This is a genomic window from Vreelandella sp. DA03-1M (genome assembly GCF_055725665.1).
In genome coordinates, this window is record NZ_CM146798.1 from 3,107,740 (window position 1) to 3,130,323 (window position 22,584).

Consider the following 22,584-nt stretch of genomic DNA (forward strand, 5'->3'; position numbering starts at 1 on the left):
TGTATACCCTTGGCGAATGCCTTCACGCCTGCCCAGGAAAGGAGAACCAGGATGAACAAACGTGACCTGGAAGCAACCTACCGTGATTACATCACCTGCCTCAATAATCAGGATTGGACGACCCTTGGCCAGTTCGTGCATGACGATGTCCACCACAACGGTAAGCGCCTAGGCGTTGATGGCTATCGCGCCATGCTGGAAGCCGATTACGAGCAGATACCAGATCTTCACTTCAATATTGAGCTTTTGGCGGTTGATTCACCCCATGTCGCGTGCAGGCTTAGGTTCGATGTAACCCCTAAAGGTAGCTTCCTCGGCCTTGCGGTGGGTGGCAAAAAAGTGACGTTTTGCGAGAACGCGTTCTACCTCTTTAGCGATAACAAAATTAGGGAGGTCTGGTCGGTCATTGATAAAGCCGCGATTGAGGCTCAGCTTGGTTAAACGTTGCGGTTATCTCCATTAACAAACGAATAGAGCAGAATATCGGATCGGTACGCCCAGCCTTGGCTTGCCCAAAACGTCTGGGCGGCTTCGTTCTCGGGAAGAATCATCAGGTGTGCTTTTTGGATACCTTCGTTCTTCAATGCTTCCAGGCAAAGGCTAACCAGCCGTGTGGCAATGCCTAACCGGCGATGGGCGTTTGATACCGACAAGTGCTGCACATAGCCGCGCTTGCCATCGTGGCCCGCCATAATCGTGCCCACCAGCCCCTCTTCTGCTTCTGCCACAAAACTCAGTCCGGGATTGCGCAGCAGGTACTTCTCGATACCTTCCCGTGAATCGGCGTCGCGAATCCTCACGCCTTCACTCTCGCTCCATAGGGCAATGGCGGCGTCATAGTCGTTGATGGTCATGGTGCGGTAGTGCATTAATGGGGTCTCGCTGGGTAATCGTTAGTTAACGCGCTGGTGGCCTTGATCGCTCACTTCACACAAAGCTCATTCGTTATTCTCCCACAGCTAATTAGCAATTATGTACAGCATTCGGCTGAGCGCCCGCCAAGCGCGTCAGAGAGGTCCGGGCCTGGATGCAAGCGGCCCGGCCAGCGCAACACCATGATCGCCAGAACGTTGCGGTGTTCACCACCCGCCAGCCCCTTTTCCCCCGAGGACGAGGGGATGATGCCGCTGGCCGGGTCCACTGCCGCCGCCAGCGCCTCGCGCACCCGTCCCACCAGCGGGTGATCCTCGCGGTCGGCAAGCAGGAAGGCCAATGCCACCTCGGCTTGGATGTCGGCCGTGGCCCGGGCCAGGATGTTGACCATCTCCCGATCCAGCGCTTCCAGCACCCAAGCGTGCACCTCTGGGTCCACCTTCCGCTGGTAGTAGCGGCTGTCAGCGATGACGAAGTGGGTCAGGCCATAGAGCCAGTTACGGTACTCGGCGTCGTCGAGCCCGGCGACTCGATCAGGCGGGTAGTGGCGTCGGAAGGCCGCCTCCACTTCCCGGCGCAGGTCCATCACGCCGAGCTGGTGCAGGAAGTACGCTTGGTTGGCCACCTGAGCGGCATAGATCCCGATCACTGCGGGATCGGTCAGGAAGGCCGCCCAGCCAACCTCTGCCTGGTAGCCCAGCGCCCGTTCGTGGATCTCAATGGTCGGCAGCAGGCCGTGGTACTCGGCCTGGACCAGCCTGAACAGCAGCCCCCGGGCGAAGGCGATCTCCCCCCACTCACTCAGCATGGCGCGCCGGGCACGCTGCTTGGCCGTGCGCTGCGAGTAGTCGACAACGATCGCCCGGCTGCGGGCAGCCGCGTACCCGGGCTCGGCCAGGCTGACGATGTCCTCCTCGAGTCGCGCCAGTAGACGCTTGCCGTAAACGTGATTGAGGGCCCGCCAGCGCTGCTCGCCAGTCAGGCGGTAAAGCCGCTGAGCAAAGTGGCGCTGCTTGTCCTCGGACAGCGTCGGCAGCGCCTGCTCGTAGATCTCCTGGATGGCCAGACCGGCGTCGCGCTGGACGTCACGCTCCGCATGCGGCTCCATGGCGGCGCAGCCAGCCAACACCAGCACAACCACCAGCGAAAAGAGCTTTTTCATGACGGCCCCTTGGTGGTGTTCACTATCGATAGGCCATCATTGCACAGTTGATGAGCAATTATGTACAAGCATCCGTAGCGCTGACGGCCTAATCTAGGGTTGTGTTTCGAGGTGTTGGGTTTCATCAGAAGAGGTAGGCATGAGCAACGCCAGCCGGTTTGAGTTCTTCAAAAGTCATCATGTGCCGACACTGACGGTGCTGAAGGCGGCCATTGAGGATTTTAGCTACGCTCCCCACGCCCATGAGGAATATGCCTTTGGCGTGACGCTGGCCGGGCGTCAGGACTTTTTCAGCGGCGGCCAGTTTCACCGTAGCCCACCGGGCAACGTGATTCTATTCAACCCGGAAGAAGTCCACGACGGGCATTCGGGTGGCGAGCGAGCGTTGGATTATTTGATGGTGTACGCCCATCCGGAACAGGTGAAGCCGCTGTTTGCCGATGCCCTGGGGCACACGCGTGGCGCTGATTTCCGCTCCCATCAAACGCTGATTCAGGATGCGCCACTGCGCCAGGCCATTGTCGAACTGGCACGTTTGGTGACCTCCCAGGTCGGCAGCTGCATCGATCAGGAGAACGCGCTTTATCGGGTAGTAGAGCGTACGGCGCAGCTGGGCGGCCATGCTCAACCCAGCCAGGTTACGCACCGGCCGGATGCCCTGCTGGGCTTGGCGCGGGAGTATATCCACGCGCATCTGGAAGCGGATATGTCGCTGGACGACATCAGCCAGGCCGCACACCTGTCCAAGTACCATTTCTTGCGTCTGTTCCGTCAGCATTTCGGCATGACGCCGCACCAATACGTGATGAATGGCCGGGTTAATGCGGCCCGCGCCGCGCTCGACCAGGGCACTTCGTTGACCGAGGTAGCACTCCGCTTTGGCTTTGCCGACCTGAGCCATTTCAATCGCCGCTTCAAGCGTATTTATGGTATGACGCCCCACCAATATCAGCGCGATATCGCCCGCTAGTCCCACCACGCATAGAGGTTTTACCATGTTAGCAATCATCGCCTATGCCCTGGGCGTCATGTATACCCCTGGGCCTGTGAATCTGCTCGGCCTGAACGTGGGCATCAATGGCCAGGCCAGACAGTCGGTGGGATTTTGCCTTGGCGTGGGCACGGCGATGCTGGCGTATTTATTGGTGTTAGGTTGGGCGGGCGCTGCCTGGATCAATGATGACGCACTGGTGGTCGTAAGCGCCCTGGGGTGTAGTTATATCATTTATCTGGCCTGCAAAATTGCCCGCTCCAACACCGATTTCAGCACGCCCGCTAACGTCTCTCGGCTGGTTAGTTATCGCGATGGGTTAGTCATGCAGTTACTGAACCCCAAAGCCATTGTCGCCACCCTGCCGATTACTACACTGCAATTTCCTGCCGCTGGCATTCATGGACTTAGCCTAGTGATGTGGGCATTCGGGCTTGCCATGCTAGCCGCGGGCGCGCCTGGCAGTTACGTAGTGATGGGCAGTTTGGTCGGCCAGCGGATTAAAAACCCAGCCGTTGTGAGGCGCTTTAATGGGCTAATGGCCGGGCTATTGGTCGCCGTGGCGTTTTCGATCGGGTTTGAGCATGTATGGCTGCCGCTTACCTCTTCTGCTAGTTAGGACGTTAGCTGATTGCTCAGAAAAAAAGCGCCCTGAGGGCGCTTTTCATAACGGCTAGCGGTTAGAAGGAGGTCCATTTTTCGGTGTCTTGCTTGCCACCAATCACGTGAGTCGGCAAGCTTTTAGTGGCTCGAGGCTGGCTCTCACTCGGTTTTGGCGTAGCAGGTAGCGCGCGTTGGTTTTGGCCGGCAGTCGCTCCTCTAAAGAACGACACCTCGTTCAACAACGACTCTGCTTGGCTTTGCAGTGAACGCCCTGCCGCGCTGGACTCTTCCACCAGGCTCGCGTTCTGTTGGGTGACACTGTCCATTTGTGAGACGGCGGTGTTGACTTGGTCGATGCCTTGAGACTGCTCTCGGCTGGCGGTGGCAATCTCACCCATCAACACCGAAACACGCTTAACGCCATGGACGATACCTTCGAGCGACTTGCCTGCTTGGTTGACCAGGTTTGAGCCGGTGTCGACTTGGCCGATACTGTCCTCGACGAGTTTTTTGATGTCTTTCGCGGCATCAGCACTGCGCCCTGCCAGGTTACGTACTTCGTTGGCCACCACCGCAAAGCCACGCCCTTGCTCGCCCGCGCGGGCGGCTTCCACTGAAGCGTTCAGCGCCAGCAGATTCGTCTGGAAGGCGATTTCATCGATCAAGCCGACGATACCGGCAATCTTGCGGCTTGAGGCATTGATACCTTCCATCGCTTTGACGGCTTGACCTGCGATCTCGCCCCCGGCGTTGGCTTGCTGGCTGACTTCGTGCACGAGCTTGTCTGCTTCGGAAGCGTTGTCTGCATTCTGACGCACGGTCGAGGTGATTTCGTCCATCGAGGCCGCGGTCTCTTCGATATTTGAGGCCTGCTCCTGAGTACGACGGCTAAGGTCATCAGTGCCTAGCACGATTTCATCGGCGGCGACATTCACGGACTCAGCGTTATTACGAACAGACATGACCACCTGCGAGAACTTGGTTTCCATGCTCTTTAACGCCCGGAGCATCACGCCAAACTCGTCCTTGGCTGAAACGTCGACGTCGTTATCGAGCCTGCCTTCAGCCATGGCGTTGGCGAGTGCTTGCGCCTTGCCCAGCGGGGTCATGATCCCGCGAATCAACCATATTGCGAGCAGAATGCTGAAGATGATCGCCGCCACCATAACGCCGAGAACGATATTACGCGTCCAAATATAATCGTTTGAAGACTGTTGGTTATTCGCGGCGGCTTGAGCGCTGTTACGGTCGATAAGATCCTGAAGCGCCGTTAGCACCTTAGGATACTCGGCACGCAGCGTGGTGGTGGCAATCTCTCTTGCGCCATCATAATCGTTGCCGATCATGGCGGCGTTAATCTCATCAATTCCGGCACGCAGACTGGCTAGCGATGCTATAAAGCCTTCAGCTACTGCACGCTCATTATTATTGGTCACGCGGGCAGGAAAGTAATCACTCCAGGCGGCGTCGAGAATAGCATCGTTCTCAGCGACTTCCTGCTGTGTCGTTATGGCGGATGCCGGGTTCCGGTCGCGCTGTTCAGCCGTTATTTTTACCCGGTTACCGAGCAGTGCTTGGTTAACCTGACTCAGATTGCCCAATGTGAGCACGTTTTCTTCGTAGGTTCTGGTGAGGGCATCGTTAGTCTTACTGAGATTGTAGAGCCCGATAGTACCAACGGCGATCAACATCAATATGCACGCGCCTAAACTCACGGCAAGCCGCAGTTTAACGCTTCGATTTAGAAGTAGCATGGGGGGATCTCGTGAAAGCCCGCAGCGCGCTGCATTGGGCAGGTGGAAGCAATCTCAGTAACCGCATGCGCTCAGGTAAAAGCGCATATTACGAGTCACGTTGATGCATTATCGGCACGCGCAAAGAAAAGTTTAATTTTTTTAATTTATAAATCGCCAATTTCTTTTGTCATTACATGCTACCCACCCCTTTGATGGTCATTAACTTATCATCTGCATGACACAGCTTTGTCACCTAGGAGCGCTAACGTTGCATTGTAAGTCACAATAAAGTGAGCTTATACATTGCAGAAGGTGATCCAATGGCGCCTGTTCAATCCTCTGACTTAATGCTCCGCATCGAGAAAATGGGGGTGACATATCCTGGGAATGTTCTCGCACTTCGACCCACCACCGTTGATTTCCACAAAGGCGAGTTTACGGTTCTACTCGGTCTTTCCGGTGCAGGTAAATCTACGTTACTGCGCTCCCTCAACCACTTGGTGCGGCCCAGCACCGGCAAAGTGATCTCGGCCGAACTAGGTGCGCTCGAAACCATTACTACGGTACGCCGCCATCGGTGCAAAACCGCCATGGTTTTCCAGCACCATCAGCTCATTGAACGCCACACTGCGCTCCAGAATGTGCTGACGGGTCGGCTTGCTTACCACAGCACCTGGCGCAGTTTGTTTCCGCTACCCAGGCAGGAACAGGAGCTTGCCCTGCACTGCCTGGATCGCGTAGGCCTGGCTGAGAAGGCGCTTACCAGGGTCGATCAGCTTTCCGGAGGGCAGCAGCAGCGCGTGGGTATTGCTCGTGCCTTGGCGCAGCAGCCCGCCATGATCTTGGCGGACGAGCCAGTGGCCAGCCTTGACCCAGCCACGTCTGAGCGAGTGCTAACGTTACTGCGAGACATATGCCGTGAAGATGGTATTACCGCCATTATTTCACTGCACCAGCTGGAATATGCCCAGCGGTTTGCTGACCGCATTATTGGTTTAGCGAATGCCCAAATCGTTTTCGATGCAGCCCCGGCACAGTTACAGCAATGCCACCTGGATGAGATTTACCACGGTGCGCCAGGGGTTTTGCCCGAAGCCGATGAAACCACCAAACCCAACCCTCAATCCGCGAACACCCCTTCGATAAAACTGGAGATTGCCCAATGAAACCGCTATTCAGCTTTTTCTTCGCCATCTGTCTTATGATTGGAATTGTGATGCCAGCCATGGCGGCGGACGCTGATCCAAATCCGGATCTGTTAAAAGTCGCACTACTCCCCGATGAAAATGCCTCCGAACTGATCAAACGCAACCAGCCACTGAAAGACTATCTTGAAAGTACCCTTGGGAAAGAAATTGAGCTAATCGTCACTACAGATTATTCCTCCATGATCGAAGCCATGCGCTTTGGTCGCATCGACCTCGCCTACTTCGGGCCCCTCTCCTATGTGATGGCAAAAAGCAAAAGCGAGATCGAGCCCTTTGCGGCCATGATTGTAGATGGCAAGCCCACCTACCGCTCCATCATCATTGCCAATGTCGATTCCGGCGTTGAGTCCTATGCCGATATCGAGGGCATGAAGATGGCCTATGGCGACCGAGCCTCCACTTCAAGCCACCTGATTCCCAAAACCGTGTTGCTTGAATCGGCTGGTTTGGAAGCAGGAGAGGACTATGAAGCCCATTTCGTTGGCTCCCATGATGCCGTGGCGGTGAACGTTGCCAATGGTAATGCAGATGCTGGGGGACTATCGGAAGTGATCTTTGAACATGTGATGGACCGCGGCCTGATAGATCGCAGCAAGGTTAGGGTGTTGGGTCACAGTGGGGAGTATCCGCAGTACCCCTGGGCGATGCGTTCCAACTTGAACCCGGAACTCAAGCAGGAGATACAAGACGCTTTCATTAGCATTGATGATGAAGAAATCCTGAGCAACCTAAAAGCCGAAGGTTTCGCCGTTATCACTGACGCCGATTACGATGTGATCCGGGAAATGGGTAGTCTGCTCGACCTTGACTTCGCCAAGATGTAAGGGGGCATTATGAATCAGACCAAAACGGATCCGCCGGCCCTTTCATCATTCTCTCCTGACGCGGTGCTGGCCGAACACGCGCGCGGCTGGCGGAGTAAGCTCTTCCAAGTGGGCTCGTTACTGGCAGTGGTTCTCCTGGCGAGTTGGTACGTGGACTTGCTGGATTTTCGCACCCTAGCCAACGGGGTTCCTGCCATCGCCACCCTGCTGGGTGAATCGCTACCCCCTGACTTCACCAACGCCATGGATTGGATAGCGCCGCTGGTCGATACCCTCGCCATGAGCATTGCCGGTACGGCAATAGCGGTCATCGTTTCTGTGCCCCTGGCGTTCCTGGCCGCTCGCAATACCTCGCCCCATCCCGTGGTCTTCCACGTGACCCGCACGTTACTAAACGCTCTGCGCTCGGTACCCGAGTTGATTATGGGCATTATCTTCGTTGCGGCAGTGGGTTTTGGCGCCTTGCCGGGCGTGCTAGCGCTCGGCCTTCATTCCATCGGCATGGTGGGTAAATTCTTTGCCGAAGCGATTGAGCATGTCGACCCAGCCCCAGTGGAAGCCGCCAATGCCGCTGGCGCGACTCGCTTACAGGTTCACTGGCACGCGGTGCTGCCGCAGGTTCTTCCGCAGTTTGCCGATGTCTCCATCTATCGCTGGGAATACAATTTTCGCGCCTCGACGGTCATGGGCATGGTGGGGGCCGGCGGGATCGGCTTCGAGCTAATGGGCTCTTTACGCGTCATGCAGTACCAGGAAGTCAGCGCCATCCTGATTGTCATACTCGTTATGGTGACGATGGTGGATAGCCTTAGCGGCCATCTTCGTAAGAAATTCAAGTAAGGAAATCAAATGAAACCAAGGGTTTTCATTACCCACCGGGTACACAACAGTGTGCTGGAAAGGCTGGAACAGAGCTGTGAATTAATCACCAACCAGTCAGACACTACCTTGCCCGCCGCCGAGGTAAAGGCCCGCGCGGCAACCGCAGACGGCATGATGGTGTTTATGCCGGACCAGGTCAGCGAGGAATTTCTAGCTGGCTGCCCCAAGTTGAAAGTCATTGGCGCTGCCCTGAAGGGATACGATAATTTCGATGTGGAGGCCTGTACGCGTCATGGTGTTTGGCTGACCTTCGTACCGGACCTGCTGACAGTGCCAACGGCTGAACTCACCATAGGGCTAACCATCAGCCTAATCCGACATGTTCGGGCGGCCGACGAGTATGTTCGTTCTGGCCAGTTCAGGGGGTGGCAGCCAACGTTCTATGGGCTTGGGATTGCAGACGCCACCGTGGGCATCGTCGGCATGGGGCCCATCGGCAAGGCTGTGGCAACGCGGCTCAAAGGCTGGGGGGCAACCTTGCTGTATTCTCAGCCAGACGCCTTGCCCGCTGCGGAGGAGGAAACCCTCGGCGTGGCGCGCAAGTCGCTTGAAGAGCTGCTCGGGCAAGCCGACATTGTCATTTTGGCCCTGCCGCTCAATAAACAAACCCTGCATACCATGAACTCTGCGCGCTTGGCCCTGATGAAACCAGGCGCCTTTTTGATCAACCCATGCCGGGGTTCTGTAGTGCAGGAAGCTGCCGTTTTGGAAGCACTGGAATCCGGGCAGTTAGGCGGCTACGCAGCGGATGTTTTTGAAATGGAAGATTGGGCTCGAGAGGATCGCCCGCAAGAGATTTGCCCCACCTTGCGAGCACATCCCAACACGCTATTTACGGCACACATTGGCTCTGCCGTCCAGGATGTGCGGCTGATGATTGAACAGCGTGCTGCCGACAACATTCTTCAAGCGTTACAAGGAGAACGCCCTCAGGATGCGGCTAATTCGCCCTCTATCACTGAGACAACTCCATGCTGAACTTGGTCTGGCTGAAAAGTTTTACCACACTGGTTCAGCACCGACGTTTTCAGGCCGCCGCCCAAGCTCTCGGTATCGCACAACCCACGCTTTCACAGCACATTCAAAAGCTCGAAGAACAGCTAGGTGCCCTGTTGATACGCCGCAGTAAAACTGGATGCGAGCCCACCAAAGCAGCCCTGGCGCTTATGCCTCTAGCGCTTAGTATGTTGCAACTGGACGAGCGTGCTCGAGAAGTCGTTAGCGGTACGCGTTTACGCGTAGGGGCAAGTTCCAACATAGGTATTTACATGCTCCAGCCCTACGTGAGCACGTTCAAGAACATTCCGGCGGTACCTGAGCTGGATCTTGTGATTGATAACAATCCTAACATTGCTAGACAACTGACTAGCGGCGAGCTGGATATAGCGGTGATGGAGTGGTGGCACCCGAAACCTGGCTTCCAGGCAATGGATTGGCGACAGGAACCCGTGGTTTTAATTACCCGACCAGATCACTCCTATGCGGGCTGGCATGAAATAGACAGGGAAACCCTTGCCGGAATGAGCTTGCTTGGTGGTGAACCCGGAACAGGTACTGGCCGGTTGCTGGCGAATTTCTTTGGCGAAAGAGGGCCGTTCCCGAAGGTTTCAATGCAACTGGGCAGTACCGAAGCGGTTAAACAGGCTGTCAAAGCTGGCCTGGGCGTATCACTGGTGCTGGCGGCTTGCGTCGAAGCGGAGATTCAAGCGGGCTCCTTGTGTGCCATCCCGGTCAGTGATGCCGCATTGGCAAAAAAACTGATGGTCATTTGCCCTGAGACTCTAGCAAGGCAGCCGCCAGTATCCACTTTCGTCAGCCATATATGTCAGTGAAAATCGAGTGACATCTTTAGAGCCAGGGAAGGCGTGTGGGTGGCTAAGAATAGGTGCCATTGAGACCCACCCCCGCACGCTTCACTGAAGCGTTAATCGGCATCGCGCAGCCGCACGCCTTCACTCTCGCTCCATAGGGCAATGGCGGCGTCATAGTCGTTGATGGTCATGGTGCGATAGTGCATTAGGCGGCTCTCAGCGGGTGGCGGCATCGTCTTGTTCGTTCTGCTCGGCAGGGTCGTTGAAGTGGTCCTTCTGCTCTGCCCATTTCAGCAAGGCATCCAGCGCCGGGCAGAGCGTTTGCCCCCATTCGGTCAGGCGGTACTCCACTTTCGGCGGCACCTGGGGATAGACTTTACGGGCCACGATGCCATCCGCTTCCAGTTGGCGCAGCTGTTGGGCCAGCATTTTCTGGGAGATATCGGGGATGAGTTTTCCGAAATCGGAGTAGCGCTGCACTTTTCCATCGAACAGATGAAAGAGAATAATGAGCTTCCAGCGCCCTTCCAGCATTTTTAATACATTTTCCACATCGCCTGCGGCGGTAGTGGGCGTATAAATCTTTCTCATGGGTAAGCCACTTACCTTTTTGTGCGTTCTTGATAACGCGTCAGTCTAGGCAGAATATTCTCTCACATTAACTTACGAGAGATGACCATCATGAGCTTGTCACTGCCAGACGCGATCACTACTTACTTCAGCATCAGCAACGGTGCGGATGCCTCCCACATTGCGGATTGCTTCACTCAAGATGCCTGTGTGTTTGACGAAGGCGAGACGCATCGCGGGCACACCGCTATTCAAGCTTGGATGCGCGCCACCCGTGACAAGATTGAGTATAGCGTCGAGCCGGTCAGTGTTTCCCAACAAGGCAATAAGATGGTGGTTACCGCCACCGTGACCGGCAACTTTCCCGGCAGCCCGGTGCAACTTGACCACCAGTTTGAGCTTGCCGAGTCGCAAATCCAGTCATTGGAGATCCACTAATGAACCTGAACTTGAACGGGCGACGTGTATTGATCACCGGCGGCAGCAAAGGGGTTGGCGCGGCCGCGGTGGCACTCTTTCGCGAGGAAGGTGCGCAAGTGCTAACAACCGCCCGTACTCCCCCCGACGACCTGCCCGATGAGCTGTTTGTGACTGCTGACCTGACGACGGCCGAAGGCTGTGCCACGGTGGCCGATGCGGTCAACGATCGCTTGGGCGGCGTCGATATTATCGTTCACGTACTGGGTGGTTCATCCGCCCCCGGCGGCGGGTTCGCTGCCCTTGGGGAGGAGGAGTGGCAGCGCGAGCTCGACATCAACCTGTTTCCCGCCGTGCGGCTGGATCGCGCCCTGCTGCCCGGCATGCTGGCCCAGGGCGATGGGGTGATTATCCACGTGACCTCCATTCAGCGCGAGCTCCCCCTGCCCGAGTCGACCACGGCCTATGCGGCGGCCAAGGCGGCGCTCTCCACCTATAGCAAGAGCTTGTCAAAAGAGGTGTCACCCAAAGGGGTGCGCGTGGTTCGCGTGTCGCCGGGTTGGATCGAAACCGAAGCCGCCGTTGCGCTGGCCGAGCGGATTGCCCAAGAGGCAGGCACCGATTACGCAGGCGGCAAGCAGATCATCATGAACTCGCTAGGCGGCATCCCGATTGGCCGCCCCTCGAAGCCTGCAGAAGTGGCCAACCTGATTGGGTTTCTAGCATCACCGCTGGCAGCCACCATCACGGGCACGGAGTACGTGATCGATGGCGGTACGGTGCCTGTTGTTTGAAGGTGGCGGTAGTGCAGCATTCGCTGGGGCTCCTTCAATACTGACAGGCCCCTTGTTGTCTTTTTAATCCGATATCAAAACCCTTTGGCCATGAATGATTCAAGATTCAACTCGGGATACTGCTTCGACACATTCGCAACGTCATTGCGGGTTTCTGCGATGATCCACTCCCGCACCTGCTTGGCGGCCTCGCTTAGCGGTTTTTTGCGTGAGTGAACCAGGTGGCATAGCCGCTCGGTGGCAATCGCGGTTGGCGTGGCGGGCACCAGCGAGCCCGTTTCCAGCCAATGGGATGCGATGTTCAGCCAGCCGATGGCGATACCTTGGCCCAGCAGGGCCGCCTGGATTACGACGGCATAGTCCGAAAATACCAGCGAGTGAGTGGTTCCATAAGCTTGCAGATGGAAATTGGGCAAAAGCTCAAACCAGTCTATGCGGCTGTCACTGAGGCTAATCAGGGTGGTGGAGACATCGATACCGGGCGATTCGAGTTGCTGCTTTCGATAAGCCGGGCTGCAGACCGGCACCAGTATCTCCGGCAGTATCAACGAGGCGTCATGCAGGATGTCCTCCCCCGTGACGAAGCGAATCCCCAGGTCAACATCCTCGACCGAGCCGCTGACCGCCCCCGAGATCAACTGAAAGCGCAGATCGATATGGGGTAACTGCGCCTGCAGCCTGTGCATGCGCGGCATCAGCCAGTGGGTCGTGAAAGCAGTGGATACCGATAGCGTGACGGTTTCCAGCCCGGTGCTACGTGCCCGTATTTCCTGAATCGCTGCTTCAATATTGTGAAAGCCATCGATTACCCCTTGGTAAAGTATCTCACCACTCTCCGTCAGCACGGTTTTGCCGGGCGTCCGCAAGAACAGCTTAACCTCCAGATACTCCTCCAGAAGCGCAAGCATGCGGCTGACCGCTGGCTGGGTAACCCCCAGTTCAGCGGCGGCCTTGGTGAAGTTACCGCAGCGTGCCGCTGACTCGAATACGAAGAGGGCGTTGGCACTGGGTAGTTGTCGGCGCAATGTAGGCATAACTTCAGGTTATGCCACCACCAAGAATTTCGCAATTGTCCGCGAACACCTTATCTGCTGTACTCAATGACAACCGATAGGCATCACAACAATGAAAGGTGATAACTCCTATGGATGAGCGAGATAGTGTGGGTGTTTCCATACGTTCAATCTGCAAGCGATATGGCAACACGGAAGCCCTGAAGGACATAACTTTAAATATTGAGCCGGGTGAATTCGTATCGTTGCTGGGCCCTTCGGGCTCCGGGAAAACGACTTTGCTTGGCGCCTTGGGTGGTTTCGTCATGCCTTCTTCAGGGTCGGTATGGGTCGGTGATCAGGACATGACCTACATGCCACCCCACAAGCGTAATATCGGCATCGTCTTTCAGAGTTACGCGCTCTTTCCTCATATGAGTGTTGGCGAAAACGTCGCTTTTCCCTTGCGGGCTCGTCGCTTGCCCAAGTCAACGTGGCCAGGACGCGTTAAGCAGGCGCTGGCCATGGTCGAGCTGGATGGCTATCAGGATCGTGGCGTCTCACAGCTTTCGGGCGGCCAACGGCAGCGGGTTGCCCTTGCCAGGGCGATCGTGTTCGAGCCTCGGCTGATCCTGATGGACGAACCGCTTTCGGCGCTGGATAAGCAGTTGCGGGAGACCATGCAGATTGAGCTGCGTCGCTTGCATCGCAAGCTTGGGGCCACCGTGGTGTATGTGACCCACGATCAGCGTGAGGCGCTGACCATGAGCGACAGGGTCGCGATCCTCAAGGATGGTGAGCTGGTACAGATCGGCGCACCCGAAACGCTGAACAACAACCCCAAAGATTCCTTTGTAGCCAGTTTCATCGGCGATTCCACCCTGCTCCCGGTGACCCGCATCGATGAGCACAATGTCCGGCTAGGCGATCACACACTGCGTTCGGCCAAGCCTATTGCTCCCCATGACGATCTACTGCTGGCGATTCAAACCGAAAAACTGCTGATCGATGACGGCCGACATGAACCGGGCATCAATCGTCTGTCGTGCCGGGTCATGGAAGCCGTGTACCAGGGCGATAGCCTGAGACTGTTCCTTGAACTGGAGGACGGGACGTCTATCAGCATGCGTCAGCCCAGTCACCATACGGCACTGCAAAAGATCCCACCGCTCGGCGAGCGTCTGAGCGTGGTACTGCATCCAGAGGACACCATTATCGTGCCTCGTGCGGGATGCGCCACTCCGGCGGCAAACGTCGCCTGACATAACTTCAAAGCACCTCAGAAAGGAGTCATTCACGATCATGGAACTTTCCAATTTTAAAGTTCTTACCTTCGATGTCGTGGGCACGCTGATCGATTTCGAAACCGGTGTACTGGACGCAATCCGCCGAATTGGTGGTAGTGCTGCTCAGGAATTGAGCGACGACACCATTTTCGAGGCCTACAAACGTGGGCGGGATCGCTACCCTGGCCGTTCAAGCAGTGCCATGGCGGATGTCTATCGCTCGCTGGCGGAGGAGTTGAAGCTGCCTGCGGATTCGGTTTCAGCCGATGCCTTCCAACTGGCAGTGTTTCGTTGGCCCGCCTTCGCGGATTCGGTGGCAGCGCTAAAGCGCCTACGCAAGCACTACCGCCTGGTAGCGATGACCAATGCCGACCGCACCGCGTTCTCCTGCTATTCGCATATCCTCGACAACCCGTTCGACGATAGCGTGACCTGCGACGAGACAGGCGTGGCCAAGCCCAACCCTCAATTCTTCGCTTACAACCGTGGTCGTCAGGCGGCTCATGGCTATAAGTTCTCGGAAATATTGCATGTTGCCCAGAGTCAATACCATGACATCGGCATTGCCAAGGAGCTGGGTTATACCACTTGCTGGATAGAGCGTCGCCAGGGCCAGTCGGGATTCGGCGGTACACCGGAGCCCAAACAGGTGACAACGCCTGACTTCCACTTCCCCACGCTGAAGGCGTTAGCCGACGCTGTAGAGAAGGTGTGACATGAGTGGGCCGCAGCCAGTATCCCAGTTTGCTTCGCTTTGGCGTGACACGGCACTTTCCACGCCTGGCATCGGGAGTCTTTCCAGTGACAAGGTGGTCGATGTTGCCATCATCGGGGGCGGCTACACGGGATTGACAGCGGCCCACCGGCTGGCCGAAAGAGGTGTCCAGGCCATCGTGGTGGATGCCAATCCTATCGGCTGGGGGGCAAGCGGTCGCAATGGCGGCGTGGTATCCGCCAAGTTCCGACTATCGTTCCCCAGTATCGCTCAGGCTCACGGTATGCCGGTCGCCACGGCGATGCACCGTCTCTGCCATGAGGCGGTGGATGAGGTGGATGCCCTGATTCAGGATTATGGCCTGGAGGGTGCCCGTTTTACGCGCTGCGGCAATCTACGCTGCGCCCATACGGCCAGGGCGCTGGAAGCGATTACCGAGGAAGCCGAATGGATGCGGCGGGAATTGGGTGATGATTCGCTGCGCTGCCTTTCCGCTGGCGAGGTAGCAGAAGAGACCGGATCCCACGCGTTTACGGGGGGTGTGTTGGGGCTTGGCGTCGGCACCTTGCACCCGCTTGACTATGTACGGGGGCTGGCAGAAGGACTTAATCGACGCCATGGCGAGATCGTCTTCGAGCGAAGCCCCGCTAGCCATATTCGCCGCACGGAGGATGGTGTACGTATCACGACGCCAGGCGGTGAGATAAAGGCCCGCCAGGTGATCCTGGCGACCAATGCCTATTCGGATATCACCCCGGTCAGTGCTGCCATCAAATCGCGTCTGGTTCCGTTCAGAAGCTCGATCATTGCGACTGAGCCGCTTCCGATGGCGCTGCAGAGCCGCCTGATGACCAAGGAGAGAAGCTACGGTGAAACGCGCAGGATGATGCGCTGGTTTCGCAAGGTCGATGGCAGGGTCGTATTCGGCGGCCGGGGGGCATTCGGTAAAAATGATTCCCAGGCGGCATTCAATTCTCTACGCAAAGCCATGGTGTCGCTCTTTCCAGAGCTTGCCGATATCGGCATCGCCTACCGCTGGTCGGGGCATGTGGGCATGACACTGGATGCCTTACCCCATGTCGGCAGATTTGACGACAGAGTTTGCTACGCCGCCGGTTACAACGGCGCTGGAGTGGCTATGTCGACTTTACTCGGGCGTTTGGCGGCAGACTATGCCATGGGCGAAAGCCCTGATGTGGCACTGCTGGCAGCGGAGCGGCTCCAGTCCGTCCCGTTTTACCCTTTACGTGAAGTCGGTATTCGACTGGTAGCAGGTTACTACCAGTTCCTTGATGCAATCGGGCGCTGATGGGGCGTCGGAAGCATTTACTCAGTTGGAGATCGCATGATGAAAGATACTAACTGCTTGAAATACTTTTTTGGTTCTTCAGTAATGGTCATCGGTGCGCTTGGCGCCGGGCAAACGCTGGCAGACGGCGAAATCACTTTCGTCTCCCAGGGTGGCGCGTACCAGGAAGCACAAACGGTTGCCATCCTCGACCCGGTGGCCGAGGCGCTGGGCATCACCATTATCCAGGAGAGCGCCCCCGACGCCTGGCCGATGATCAGGACCCAGGGCACTACCGGCCAGGCGGTGTGGGATGTGGTCGACACCCCGCCGTTGAACTGTGTGCGGGGCGGCAATCAAGGACTGATAGAGGAACTCGACTTCAGCCAGATTCCTAACGCCGAGTCGATGCCCGAGGAGTACAAGACGCCCTACTCGGTTGCCTACGAGTTCTACTCCAGCGTCCTGGCCTACAATCCAGAGGCCTTCGATGGTAATCCGCCACAAAGCTGGGAGGACTTCTGGAATGTGGAGGAGTATCCCGGTAACCGTGCACTGCGCAACCACCCGCTAGGAACCCTCGAAGCCGCCTTGATGGCTGATGGTGTGGCACGAGAAGACCTTTATCCTCTGGATGTTGACCGGGCCTTCGCCAAGCTCGAGGAGATCAAACCGCATATCACCACCTGGTGGACATCCGGCGGGCAGTCGGCACAACTGCTCTACGATGGCGAAGTAGATATGTTGATGATGTGGAATGGCCGTGTCAGCGCCATCATCAATGAAGGCGCTGACGCTGACTTCACCTATAACGATGGGGTCTTGCAGAACACGCACCTGTGCATTATCGAAGGCGCGCCTAATCAGGAGACTGCCGTCGAGTTTATCAACGCAGCCATCGACCCTGAGTATCAGGCCAACCTGCCCCTGCATATCGACTATGGCCCTGGTAACCCGGCCGCCTTCGATACAGGCAAGATTCCTGATGAGCGTGCCAGGGAGTTACCGAGTTTCCCCGAAAATGCCGACCGTCAGGTGTTGATGTCCTACGAGTGGTGGGCTTCCTCGGAAGGTGAACAAGCGGAACGTCGCTGGCTGGAGTTCATGCAGCGATAAGCTCGTCATTGCCGTGGCCTGCCTGCGAGTTACGGCAACGCTAGTCGATTTCCCCATAGGAGACATCCTTTGAAAGCGACCGCCATCAACAATAATTACCCTCACGTTAGTCACCGGGATGCGTCACTGGGCTATCGGCGGCGCGAGCATGTGCTCATGCTGCTCCTGATGTCGCCAGCCGTGCTGGTAGTTTTCGTACTCCTTCTCATCCCCCTTGGCTGGTTGATCGGTCAATCGTTCTATGCCGACGGTTTTTCTCTGGAGCACTATCAGCGAATCTTCACGGAAGGTATTTACTGGAATACGTTCTGGGTCACGTTTCGCATCAGCTTTATCGTGACGCTGCTGGCGCTGCTGATGGGTTACCCCATTGCCTATGCCGCGTCGATATTGCCACGGCGTTGGTCGGTACTGGTGCTGGCGCTGGTGATTTTGCCCTTCTGGACTAGCGTTCTGGTGAGGGCCTATGCCTGGCTGATTCTGCTGCAACGCTCAGGCGTGGTGAATGAATCCCTGTTGGGCGTAGGCCTTATCGATGCACCGCTGGCACTGGTGCATAACGAACTGGGCACCATCATTGCCACAGTGCATATCCTGCTGCCATTCATGGTCTTGCCGCTTTACGCCACCATGCAGAAAATCCCCAGCGATCTGATACAGGCTGGTGCCAGTCTCGGCGGCACTCCCCTGCATGTGTTCATGCGGGTGTTCTTCCCACTCTCTCTCAGCGGGGTTTTGGCGGGCATGACCCTCGTGTTCGTGCTGTGCCTCGGCTTCTATATCACCCCCGAGCTGGTGGGTGGAGGGCGCACGGTCATGGCCTCAATGCTGGTCAGCCGCAACATCCAACTCTATAGCGATTGGGGTGCCGCCAGTGCCGTCAGTGTCGTGCTGCTCATCTGCGTGCTGGCCATTTTCTATGTAGTGAGCCGACTCGTCCCTCTCGAGAAGATACTGGGTGCAAAATGAACAAACTATCCTTGAGCAGAATCAGCTTCATTGGCTATGTGGTTGTGGTACTTATTTTCTTGATTTTGCCACTGCTGATAGTCGTTCCCATGTCATTCTCAGACAGTCGTTTTCTGTCCTTTCCACCCAGCAGCTTTTCATTCCGCTGGTATGACACTTTCTTCAATAACCCAGGGTGGATGTCTGCCGCGAAAACGAGTTTGATCGTGGCGTTCTCCACGGCCTTAATCGCCACACCAATTGGCGTGGCAGCGGCCTATGCCATCAACAATTCTTCCCACCGGCTGATGCGCTATCTGAAAATCGTGCTTTTGCTGCCGTTGATTGTACCGATCATCATCGTCGCCACTGGCGTGTTCTTCATCTACGCCTTGTCAGGGATGCTCTATACCATTCCCGGCTTGATCATGGCGGATGTAATGCTGGCGCTACCTTATGTGATCACCGCCGTTACGGCAGGACTGCACGGTTTCGACCAGACCCAGGAGATGGTGGCCAGAAGCCTTGGCATGAACCGCTTCCGCGCGTTCATGAGCGTCACCCTGCCCCAGATCATGCCCAGCGTAATGACCGGCGCGATCTTTGCGTTCATCCAGGCGCTTGACGAAACCATGGTGGCACTCTTCATCTCGGGTGGACAGAACCAGCCGCTGACCGTGCGCATGTTCACTGCGCTGCGAGACGAAATCGACCCGACCATCGCCGCCATCAGCACCTTGCTGACAGCCGCTTCCTTCGCGCTGGTGTTGCTGTTGGTGCTGGCACGAAAGCAGTCACCGGCATGAATATCGACTTTCTTCCCCTGGAAGAGCGCCACCTCGACCAGGCCGTTCAGCTCTCCAACGCCGTAGGGTGGCCCCATCGGCGATGCGATTGGCAGCGGCTGCTGACGCTGGGCAGTGGGGTCGCTGGTGTTCACAACGGTGAGCTCGTTGCCACCGGGATGCATTGGTCATTCGAGGCCAGGCTGGCAACACTGGGGCTGGTCATCGTATCACCGGACTACAAGCGCCAGGGGCTGGGCCGAAAGGTGATGGAAACGTTACTGGAAGCCATCACCGCCACACGCATCGAGCTGCACGCAACTCAGGCAGGGGCCGATCTGTACCGCTCACTGGGTTTCAAAGAGACCGCCTGGGTGCACCAGTGCCAAGGGTGGGTTGCCGACTCGATGCCGGGGCACACGCTTTCCCCTCTGCCGCCCCACACTCTGCTGCGGGACTTTCGTGCGAGCGACTGCGAGGCAGTGATTGCACTGGATGAACAGGCTATCGGCAGCCCACGCCGAGCACTGCTTTCCAGCCTGCTGGCACAGGGTGAGGCGTTGGTGCTGGAACAGGATAATGGCCAATTGAGTGGTGCCGCGATTTGTCGCGACTTTGGCCGTGGATACGTCATCGGTCCGATCATTGCGAAGGGACATGACGCTGCCAGATGCCTGATCGAAGCTTTGCTGACCCGTCAATCTGGCAGCTTCGTGAGGCTCGACACCCTGGATGCCGACCTGGCCGCCTGGCTTGACGGGATCGGCATTAGCGAGGTCGATCGCATTCCTCAGATGGTCGCGGGAGGCGATCTTCCAAGGATCGGCCCTACCAAACGTTATGCCCTGGCCAGCCAAGCCTTGGGATGATGGGAGAACCAGCATGAGTTTCGTTTATAACGCGGATCCCGAACGGGGGCGAGAGTGGGAGCGGCTGTTCGCCCTGCACGCACCGGACATGGCATTTCACCACTGGCCAGACTATGGAGATCCCCTTGATGTTCGCTATCTGGGTACCTGGGCCCCAATCGATGATCTGGAACGCTTCAGCAATCTGGAGGTGATCTTCTCACTCGGCGCGGGTGTTGACCAGTTCGACCTGGATGCCCTGCCCGGCCATGTGCCGCTCGTGCGCATGCAGGAGCCCGGCATCGTTACCACCATGCAGGAGTTCGTGGCAATGGCCGTGCTTGGGTTGCATCGGGATTTATTGAGTTACATCACCCAGCAGCGTGAGTGCGTGTGGAAAACATGGCGGGTGCGCCCGGCCGCGCAACGCTGCGTGGGGATATTGGGCCTTGGCCAGTTGGGTGCAGCGGTGGCGCAGCATCTGTTGGGGTTAGGCTTCAAATGTCGTGGCTGGAGCCGCACTGCTCGCGAACTCCCTGGGGTGGAGTGCTATGCGGGGGAGGCAGCGCTGGGGCAGTTTCTCGCTGGCAGCGATATCCTCGTCTGCCTGTTGCCGCTGACCGACCACACCCGAGGCATTCTTGATGCCAGGCTTTTCGCTCAATTGCCGCGCGGCGCGTCACTGATCAACGTGGGACGCGGTGCTCACCTAGTGGATCGCGACCTGCTCTCCGCCCTGGACAGCGGTCAGCTCTCTGGCGCCGTGCTGGATGTATTCGCGCCGGAACCGCCACCCGCAGATCACCCTCTGTGGCACCACCCCCGCGTTCTTTTGACGCCCCATGTGGCCAGCATGACCCAACCGGAAAGTGCCGTGATGATGTTGCTGGACAATATTGCCCGGCATCAGGCAGGCCGCGAGATGGTTGGCGTCGTTGATCGCCAGCGTGGCTATTGAACGCCCGACTATTCCATGACAGCAAAGACAGGAATCGACATGAACCAAGCGACACCCCTTCTACGCCAGCAGTGTTATATCAATGGGGCCTGGGGCTCGGCTAACGACGGCCGTACCGTGCCGGTGCATAACCCGTCGAACGGTGAACTCATCGGCCACGTACCGAGCCTCTCTGCAGAGGAAGTTCGCACAGCCATTCAGGCGGCAGAAGCAGCAGGCGTCGGCTGGGCGGCGCTGACCACCAAGGCCCGTGCCGTCATCCTGCGGCGCTGGTTCGACCTGTGCATGGAGCAGCAGGAAGCCCTGGCACAGTTGCTGACCCTGGAACAGGGCAAGCCATTGGCCGAGGCGCGCGGCGAGATCGCTTATGGTTACATTCGTCATCAAAACCAATGTTCAATAAACCTTATTCGGTGAGGCACTGTTTCTTTACGTCTGGGTTTTGTTGATGGTCTTGGTGAGCCCGATAAGCTCTGTAGAAATTGACGACTCCTCCGGCGAGAAACAGCAGGCTGGCGAAAATAAACTGAGCACCCAAGTAGGTGTGCAGTGCATGGGCAAGCGGTGTCTGATAGCTCGGCCAGAGATAAGGAATCGAGGCGGCCAAAAACAGGATGGAGCCGATGACAAACGAGATAGCAACGGCATTGAGTAGCTGCAAGACCACTAAGGTTCCCGCCTGAGTGATCTGCGTCACGTTGACCGTCGCGCCAATCGTGAACAGAACACTGCCAATAATAAAGCACCAGGCGCCCCCACTTTCCAAGCCCACGCTGGGCAGAAACAAGGCGCTGCCTATCAAGAACAGTACACTGCCGATGATATAGCCTGCCGACATTATAAACTCGAGCATGGTCTTCTTGCCGTGCGAGGGGTGACGGCGGTAATGGCTGATGATTTCTATGCAATCGTTTGCCGTCACCGCTAGATAGATTAACGAACCTAAAATGAACAACCCAGCCCCCACCGCCATATATTTTTTCAAAGGCTGGCAGGAAAAAGACACTACCTATCACAAAGACAGCGGCACCCGCGATATAGGCTGAAGCATTCAGCCCTTCCCAGAAAAAACTATCTTTGGGTAACGACGTTCGATAACTGCGTTTTCGGTTAGTGATGTGATGTGGCATATCACGTCCTTACGTTTACACGAGCTAACAGAATGGCCGTTCCAGCGCTGATTTAAACACTCATTAAGCTTGCCCACGCCACTCGGCAGTTTAGTAGGCTATTGCATTTTACTGCCCGAAGCTGATGCCCAGCCTGAGTGCTTGCAGGCCATCAAATTCGACCGTGACTTCATCAGAAAACAGGGGGTGGCCCTGCACTACCAAATCCAGCGTTGCTTGCGAGCCACGATAAGTGACCGTGACAGCGATTTCCGCTGAGGTACTAATGGGCGCCAGCACATCATACTCAACGTTATCAATGCTAACAGCGGAGAGGCCACGGTCATCCAGCTGTTCTTGGATTTCCCGCTCAACGACCACGCCGTAATAGAAGTAAATGCCAGTGTAGCCAAGCGCTACTATTACGATTAGTGAAAAGAGCTTTCCCATTATTTCTCTCTAGTTTGTAAACGCTTTAATGGTTATTGCCTGCCATTAACAGGCGGCGTAACCATTGATAAGTTCTATTTTATATCGACTATATTTAAGCCATTTTCTGCCCATGCGACACAGCTTGAATGCTTACTATATCGTCGTGTTCTAACTGCTCCGCTTTGTCTTTTAAGTTTACGAGCATAAAGCACGATAGCACGGAATCCACGCTATCA

Annotated in this window: 26 protein-coding genes; 19 read left to right on the forward strand and 7 right to left on the reverse strand. The window is 56.7% G+C overall.

Features of this window, described 5'->3' with window-relative positions; all coding sequences use genetic code 11:
- Positions 1 to 51: 51 nt before the first annotated feature.
- A complete protein-coding gene (locus tag ACXUPB_RS14590; RefSeq protein WP_350359405.1) occupies positions 52 to 441 on the forward strand; it encodes an ester cyclase in 390 nt (129 codons plus the stop codon).
- On the opposite strand, the gene ACXUPB_RS14595 is transcribed toward ACXUPB_RS14590, so the two are convergent.
- Positions 438 to 869: a GNAT family N-acetyltransferase gene (locus ACXUPB_RS14595; RefSeq protein WP_472953083.1), complete on the reverse strand. Its 432-nt coding sequence runs from the start codon at positions 867 to 869 to the stop codon at positions 438 to 440. The two genes, ACXUPB_RS14590 and ACXUPB_RS14595, sit on opposite strands and share 4 nt — an antisense overlap.
- A 101-nt stretch (positions 870 to 970) precedes the next feature.
- Positions 971 to 2,035, reverse strand: coding sequence for a DUF3541 domain-containing protein (locus ACXUPB_RS14600; RefSeq protein ID WP_350359407.1), 1,065 nt, complete (start codon positions 2,033 to 2,035; stop codon positions 971 to 973).
- Positions 2,036 to 2,174: 139 nt separating this feature from the next.
- On the opposite strand from ACXUPB_RS14600, the gene ACXUPB_RS14605 reads away from it, so the two are divergent.
- Both ACXUPB_RS14605 and ACXUPB_RS14610 read left to right on the forward strand, forming a co-directional pair.
- Positions 2,175 to 3,005, forward strand: a complete 831-nt coding sequence (locus ACXUPB_RS14605) for an AraC family transcriptional regulator (RefSeq protein ID WP_350359408.1) — start codon at positions 2,175 to 2,177, stop codon at positions 3,003 to 3,005.
- Positions 3,006 to 3,030: 25 nt separating this feature from the next.
- Entirely contained in the window at positions 3,031 to 3,645 is a 615-nt protein-coding gene (locus ACXUPB_RS14610) for a LysE family translocator (RefSeq protein ID WP_350359409.1), read from the forward strand.
- 61 nt (positions 3,646 to 3,706) lie between these two features.
- On the opposite strand, the gene ACXUPB_RS14615 is transcribed toward ACXUPB_RS14610, so the two are convergent.
- On the reverse strand, positions 3,707 to 5,383 hold the full coding sequence (locus ACXUPB_RS14615; protein WP_350359410.1) for a methyl-accepting chemotaxis protein: 1,677 nt from the start codon (positions 5,381 to 5,383) through the stop codon (positions 3,707 to 3,709).
- A 302-nt stretch (positions 5,384 to 5,685) separates the two neighbouring features.
- On the opposite strand from ACXUPB_RS14615, the gene phnC reads away from it, so the two are divergent.
- The 5 genes from phnC to ACXUPB_RS14640 are packed head-to-tail and all read left to right on the forward strand — an operon-like array spanning position 5,686 to position 10,111.
- The gene (phnC, locus tag ACXUPB_RS14620) at positions 5,686 to 6,531 is read left to right on the forward strand and encodes a phosphonate ABC transporter ATP-binding protein (RefSeq protein WP_472953086.1); all 846 of its coding nucleotides are present in this window, start codon (positions 5,686 to 5,688) and stop codon (positions 6,529 to 6,531) included.
- Positions 6,528 to 7,397, forward strand: a complete 870-nt coding sequence (phnD, locus tag ACXUPB_RS14625) for a phosphate/phosphite/phosphonate ABC transporter substrate-binding protein (RefSeq protein WP_350359412.1) — start codon at positions 6,528 to 6,530, stop codon at positions 7,395 to 7,397. Before phnC ends, phnD begins: the two co-directional genes overlap by 4 nt.
- A gap of 9 nt (positions 7,398 to 7,406) precedes the next feature.
- Positions 7,407 to 8,237, forward strand: a complete 831-nt coding sequence (phnE, locus tag ACXUPB_RS14630) for a phosphonate ABC transporter, permease protein PhnE (RefSeq protein WP_350359413.1) — start codon at positions 7,407 to 7,409, stop codon at positions 8,235 to 8,237.
- Positions 8,238 to 8,246: 9 nt separating this feature from the next.
- The gene (locus tag ACXUPB_RS14635) at positions 8,247 to 9,257 is read left to right on the forward strand and encodes a phosphonate dehydrogenase (protein WP_472953088.1); all 1,011 of its coding nucleotides are present in this window, start codon (positions 8,247 to 8,249) and stop codon (positions 9,255 to 9,257) included.
- Complete coding sequence (locus tag ACXUPB_RS14640) at positions 9,251 to 10,111, forward strand: LysR family transcriptional regulator (protein ID WP_472953089.1); 861 nt, start codon at positions 9,251 to 9,253, stop codon at positions 10,109 to 10,111. Before ACXUPB_RS14635 ends, ACXUPB_RS14640 begins: the two co-directional genes overlap by 7 nt.
- Positions 10,112 to 10,306: 195 nt before the next feature.
- On the opposite strand, the gene ACXUPB_RS14645 is transcribed toward ACXUPB_RS14640, so the two are convergent.
- Positions 10,307 to 10,681, reverse strand: a complete 375-nt coding sequence (locus tag ACXUPB_RS14645; protein ID WP_472953090.1) for a winged helix-turn-helix transcriptional regulator — start codon at positions 10,679 to 10,681, stop codon at positions 10,307 to 10,309.
- Positions 10,682 to 10,771: 90 nt separating this feature from the next.
- On the opposite strand from ACXUPB_RS14645, the gene ACXUPB_RS14650 reads away from it, so the two are divergent.
- A complete protein-coding gene (locus tag ACXUPB_RS14650; protein ID WP_472953091.1) occupies positions 10,772 to 11,098 on the forward strand; it encodes a nuclear transport factor 2 family protein in 327 nt (108 codons plus the stop codon).
- Complete coding sequence (locus tag ACXUPB_RS14655; protein ID WP_472953093.1) at positions 11,098 to 11,871, forward strand: SDR family oxidoreductase; 774 nt, start codon at positions 11,098 to 11,100, stop codon at positions 11,869 to 11,871. The genes ACXUPB_RS14650 and ACXUPB_RS14655 overlap by 1 nt, the downstream gene beginning before the upstream one ends.
- A gap of 74 nt (positions 11,872 to 11,945) precedes the next feature.
- Here ACXUPB_RS14655 and ACXUPB_RS14660 read toward each other — a convergent pair whose 3' ends face one another.
- Complete coding sequence (locus tag ACXUPB_RS14660; RefSeq protein ID WP_472953094.1) at positions 11,946 to 12,905, reverse strand: LysR family transcriptional regulator; 960 nt, start codon at positions 12,903 to 12,905, stop codon at positions 11,946 to 11,948.
- Between the two features lie 110 nt (positions 12,906 to 13,015).
- Between ACXUPB_RS14660 and ACXUPB_RS14665 the strand changes: the two genes are divergently transcribed.
- From ACXUPB_RS14665 to ACXUPB_RS14705, 9 genes are all read left to right on the forward strand, one after another.
- The gene (locus ACXUPB_RS14665) at positions 13,016 to 14,125 is read left to right on the forward strand and encodes an ABC transporter ATP-binding protein (protein ID WP_472956756.1); all 1,110 of its coding nucleotides are present in this window, start codon (positions 13,016 to 13,018) and stop codon (positions 14,123 to 14,125) included.
- A gap of 40 nt (positions 14,126 to 14,165) precedes the next feature.
- The gene (locus tag ACXUPB_RS14670) at positions 14,166 to 14,864 is read left to right on the forward strand and encodes an HAD-IA family hydrolase (RefSeq protein ID WP_472953097.1); all 699 of its coding nucleotides are present in this window, start codon (positions 14,166 to 14,168) and stop codon (positions 14,862 to 14,864) included.
- Between the two features lies 1 nt (position 14,865).
- Positions 14,866 to 16,173 carry an NAD(P)/FAD-dependent oxidoreductase gene (locus tag ACXUPB_RS14675; protein WP_472953099.1) on the forward strand — a complete coding sequence of 436 codons (1,308 nt, stop codon included), beginning with the start codon at positions 14,866 to 14,868 and terminating at the stop codon, positions 16,171 to 16,173.
- Between the two features lie 36 nt (positions 16,174 to 16,209).
- The gene (locus ACXUPB_RS14680) at positions 16,210 to 17,268 is read left to right on the forward strand and encodes an ABC transporter substrate-binding protein (protein WP_472953101.1); all 1,059 of its coding nucleotides are present in this window, start codon (positions 16,210 to 16,212) and stop codon (positions 17,266 to 17,268) included.
- 69 nt (positions 17,269 to 17,337) lie between these two features.
- A complete protein-coding gene (locus tag ACXUPB_RS14685; protein ID WP_472953103.1) occupies positions 17,338 to 18,237 on the forward strand; it encodes an ABC transporter permease in 900 nt (299 codons plus the stop codon).
- A complete protein-coding gene (locus tag ACXUPB_RS14690) occupies positions 18,234 to 19,022 on the forward strand; it encodes an ABC transporter permease (RefSeq protein WP_472953106.1) in 789 nt (262 codons plus the stop codon). The genes ACXUPB_RS14685 and ACXUPB_RS14690 overlap by 4 nt, the downstream gene beginning before the upstream one ends.
- On the forward strand, positions 19,019 to 19,870 hold the full coding sequence (locus tag ACXUPB_RS14695) for a GNAT family N-acetyltransferase (protein WP_472953107.1): 852 nt from the start codon (positions 19,019 to 19,021) through the stop codon (positions 19,868 to 19,870). Before ACXUPB_RS14690 ends, ACXUPB_RS14695 begins: the two co-directional genes overlap by 4 nt.
- A gap of 13 nt (positions 19,871 to 19,883) precedes the next feature.
- A complete protein-coding gene (locus ACXUPB_RS14700) occupies positions 19,884 to 20,807 on the forward strand; it encodes a 2-hydroxyacid dehydrogenase (protein ID WP_472953108.1) in 924 nt (307 codons plus the stop codon).
- A 39-nt stretch (positions 20,808 to 20,846) separates the two neighbouring features.
- Positions 20,847 to 21,224, forward strand: a complete 378-nt coding sequence (locus ACXUPB_RS14705) for an aldehyde dehydrogenase family protein (RefSeq protein ID WP_472953109.1) — start codon at positions 20,847 to 20,849, stop codon at positions 21,222 to 21,224.
- Here ACXUPB_RS14705 and ACXUPB_RS14710 read toward each other — a convergent pair.
- Both ACXUPB_RS14710 and ACXUPB_RS14715 read right to left on the reverse strand, forming a co-directional pair.
- Entirely contained in the window at positions 21,214 to 21,660 is a 447-nt protein-coding gene (locus ACXUPB_RS14710; RefSeq protein WP_472953111.1) for a YrhK family protein, read from the reverse strand. The two genes, ACXUPB_RS14705 and ACXUPB_RS14710, sit on opposite strands and share 11 nt — an antisense overlap.
- 385 nt (positions 21,661 to 22,045) lie before the next feature.
- Positions 22,046 to 22,366, reverse strand: coding sequence for a hypothetical protein (locus ACXUPB_RS14715; protein WP_472953113.1), 321 nt, complete (start codon positions 22,364 to 22,366; stop codon positions 22,046 to 22,048).
- Positions 22,367 to 22,584: the final 218 nt, after the last annotated feature.

What these genes read in the sequence shown, in the direction of transcription:
- ACXUPB_RS14590 (WP_350359405.1), top strand. Translation starts at nt 52, where the DNA reads ATGAACAAACGTGACCTGGAAGCAACCTACCGTGATTACATCACCTGC.
- ACXUPB_RS14595 (WP_472953083.1), bottom strand. Translation starts at nt 869, where the DNA reads ATGCACTACCGCACCATGACCATCAACGACTATGACGCCGCCATTGCC.
- ACXUPB_RS14600 (WP_350359407.1), bottom strand. Translation starts at nt 2,035, where the DNA reads ATGAAAAAGCTCTTTTCGCTGGTGGTTGTGCTGGTGTTGGCTGGCTGC.
- ACXUPB_RS14605 (WP_350359408.1), top strand. Translation starts at nt 2,175, where the DNA reads ATGAGCAACGCCAGCCGGTTTGAGTTCTTCAAAAGTCATCATGTGCCG.
- ACXUPB_RS14610 (WP_350359409.1), top strand. Translation starts at nt 3,031, where the DNA reads ATGTTAGCAATCATCGCCTATGCCCTGGGCGTCATGTATACCCCTGGG.
- ACXUPB_RS14615 (WP_350359410.1), bottom strand. Translation starts at nt 5,383, where the DNA reads ATGCTACTTCTAAATCGAAGCGTTAAACTGCGGCTTGCCGTGAGTTTA.
- phnC (WP_472953086.1), top strand. Translation starts at nt 5,686, where the DNA reads ATGGCGCCTGTTCAATCCTCTGACTTAATGCTCCGCATCGAGAAAATG.
- phnD (WP_350359412.1), top strand. Translation starts at nt 6,528, where the DNA reads ATGAAACCGCTATTCAGCTTTTTCTTCGCCATCTGTCTTATGATTGGA.
- phnE (WP_350359413.1), top strand. Translation starts at nt 7,407, where the DNA reads ATGAATCAGACCAAAACGGATCCGCCGGCCCTTTCATCATTCTCTCCT.
- ACXUPB_RS14635 (WP_472953088.1), top strand. Translation starts at nt 8,247, where the DNA reads ATGAAACCAAGGGTTTTCATTACCCACCGGGTACACAACAGTGTGCTG.
- ACXUPB_RS14640 (WP_472953089.1), top strand. Translation starts at nt 9,251, where the DNA reads ATGCTGAACTTGGTCTGGCTGAAAAGTTTTACCACACTGGTTCAGCAC.
- ACXUPB_RS14645 (WP_472953090.1), bottom strand. Translation starts at nt 10,681, where the DNA reads ATGAGAAAGATTTATACGCCCACTACCGCCGCAGGCGATGTGGAAAAT.
- ACXUPB_RS14650 (WP_472953091.1), top strand. Translation starts at nt 10,772, where the DNA reads ATGAGCTTGTCACTGCCAGACGCGATCACTACTTACTTCAGCATCAGC.
- ACXUPB_RS14655 (WP_472953093.1), top strand. Translation starts at nt 11,098, where the DNA reads ATGAACCTGAACTTGAACGGGCGACGTGTATTGATCACCGGCGGCAGC.
- ACXUPB_RS14660 (WP_472953094.1), bottom strand. Translation starts at nt 12,905, where the DNA reads ATGCCTACATTGCGCCGACAACTACCCAGTGCCAACGCCCTCTTCGTA.
- ACXUPB_RS14665 (WP_472956756.1), top strand. Translation starts at nt 13,016, where the DNA reads ATGGATGAGCGAGATAGTGTGGGTGTTTCCATACGTTCAATCTGCAAG.
- ACXUPB_RS14670 (WP_472953097.1), top strand. Translation starts at nt 14,166, where the DNA reads ATGGAACTTTCCAATTTTAAAGTTCTTACCTTCGATGTCGTGGGCACG.
- ACXUPB_RS14675 (WP_472953099.1), top strand. Translation starts at nt 14,866, where the DNA reads ATGAGTGGGCCGCAGCCAGTATCCCAGTTTGCTTCGCTTTGGCGTGAC.
- ACXUPB_RS14680 (WP_472953101.1), top strand. Translation starts at nt 16,210, where the DNA reads ATGATGAAAGATACTAACTGCTTGAAATACTTTTTTGGTTCTTCAGTA.
- ACXUPB_RS14690 (WP_472953106.1), top strand. Translation starts at nt 18,234, where the DNA reads ATGAACAAACTATCCTTGAGCAGAATCAGCTTCATTGGCTATGTGGTT.
- ACXUPB_RS14695 (WP_472953107.1), top strand. Translation starts at nt 19,019, where the DNA reads ATGAATATCGACTTTCTTCCCCTGGAAGAGCGCCACCTCGACCAGGCC.
- ACXUPB_RS14700 (WP_472953108.1), top strand. Translation starts at nt 19,884, where the DNA reads ATGAGTTTCGTTTATAACGCGGATCCCGAACGGGGGCGAGAGTGGGAG.
- ACXUPB_RS14705 (WP_472953109.1), top strand. Translation starts at nt 20,847, where the DNA reads ATGAACCAAGCGACACCCCTTCTACGCCAGCAGTGTTATATCAATGGG.
- ACXUPB_RS14710 (WP_472953111.1), bottom strand. Translation starts at nt 21,660, where the DNA reads ATGCTCGAGTTTATAATGTCGGCAGGCTATATCATCGGCAGTGTACTG.
- ACXUPB_RS14715 (WP_472953113.1), bottom strand. Translation starts at nt 22,366, where the DNA reads ATGGGAAAGCTCTTTTCACTAATCGTAATAGTAGCGCTTGGCTACACT.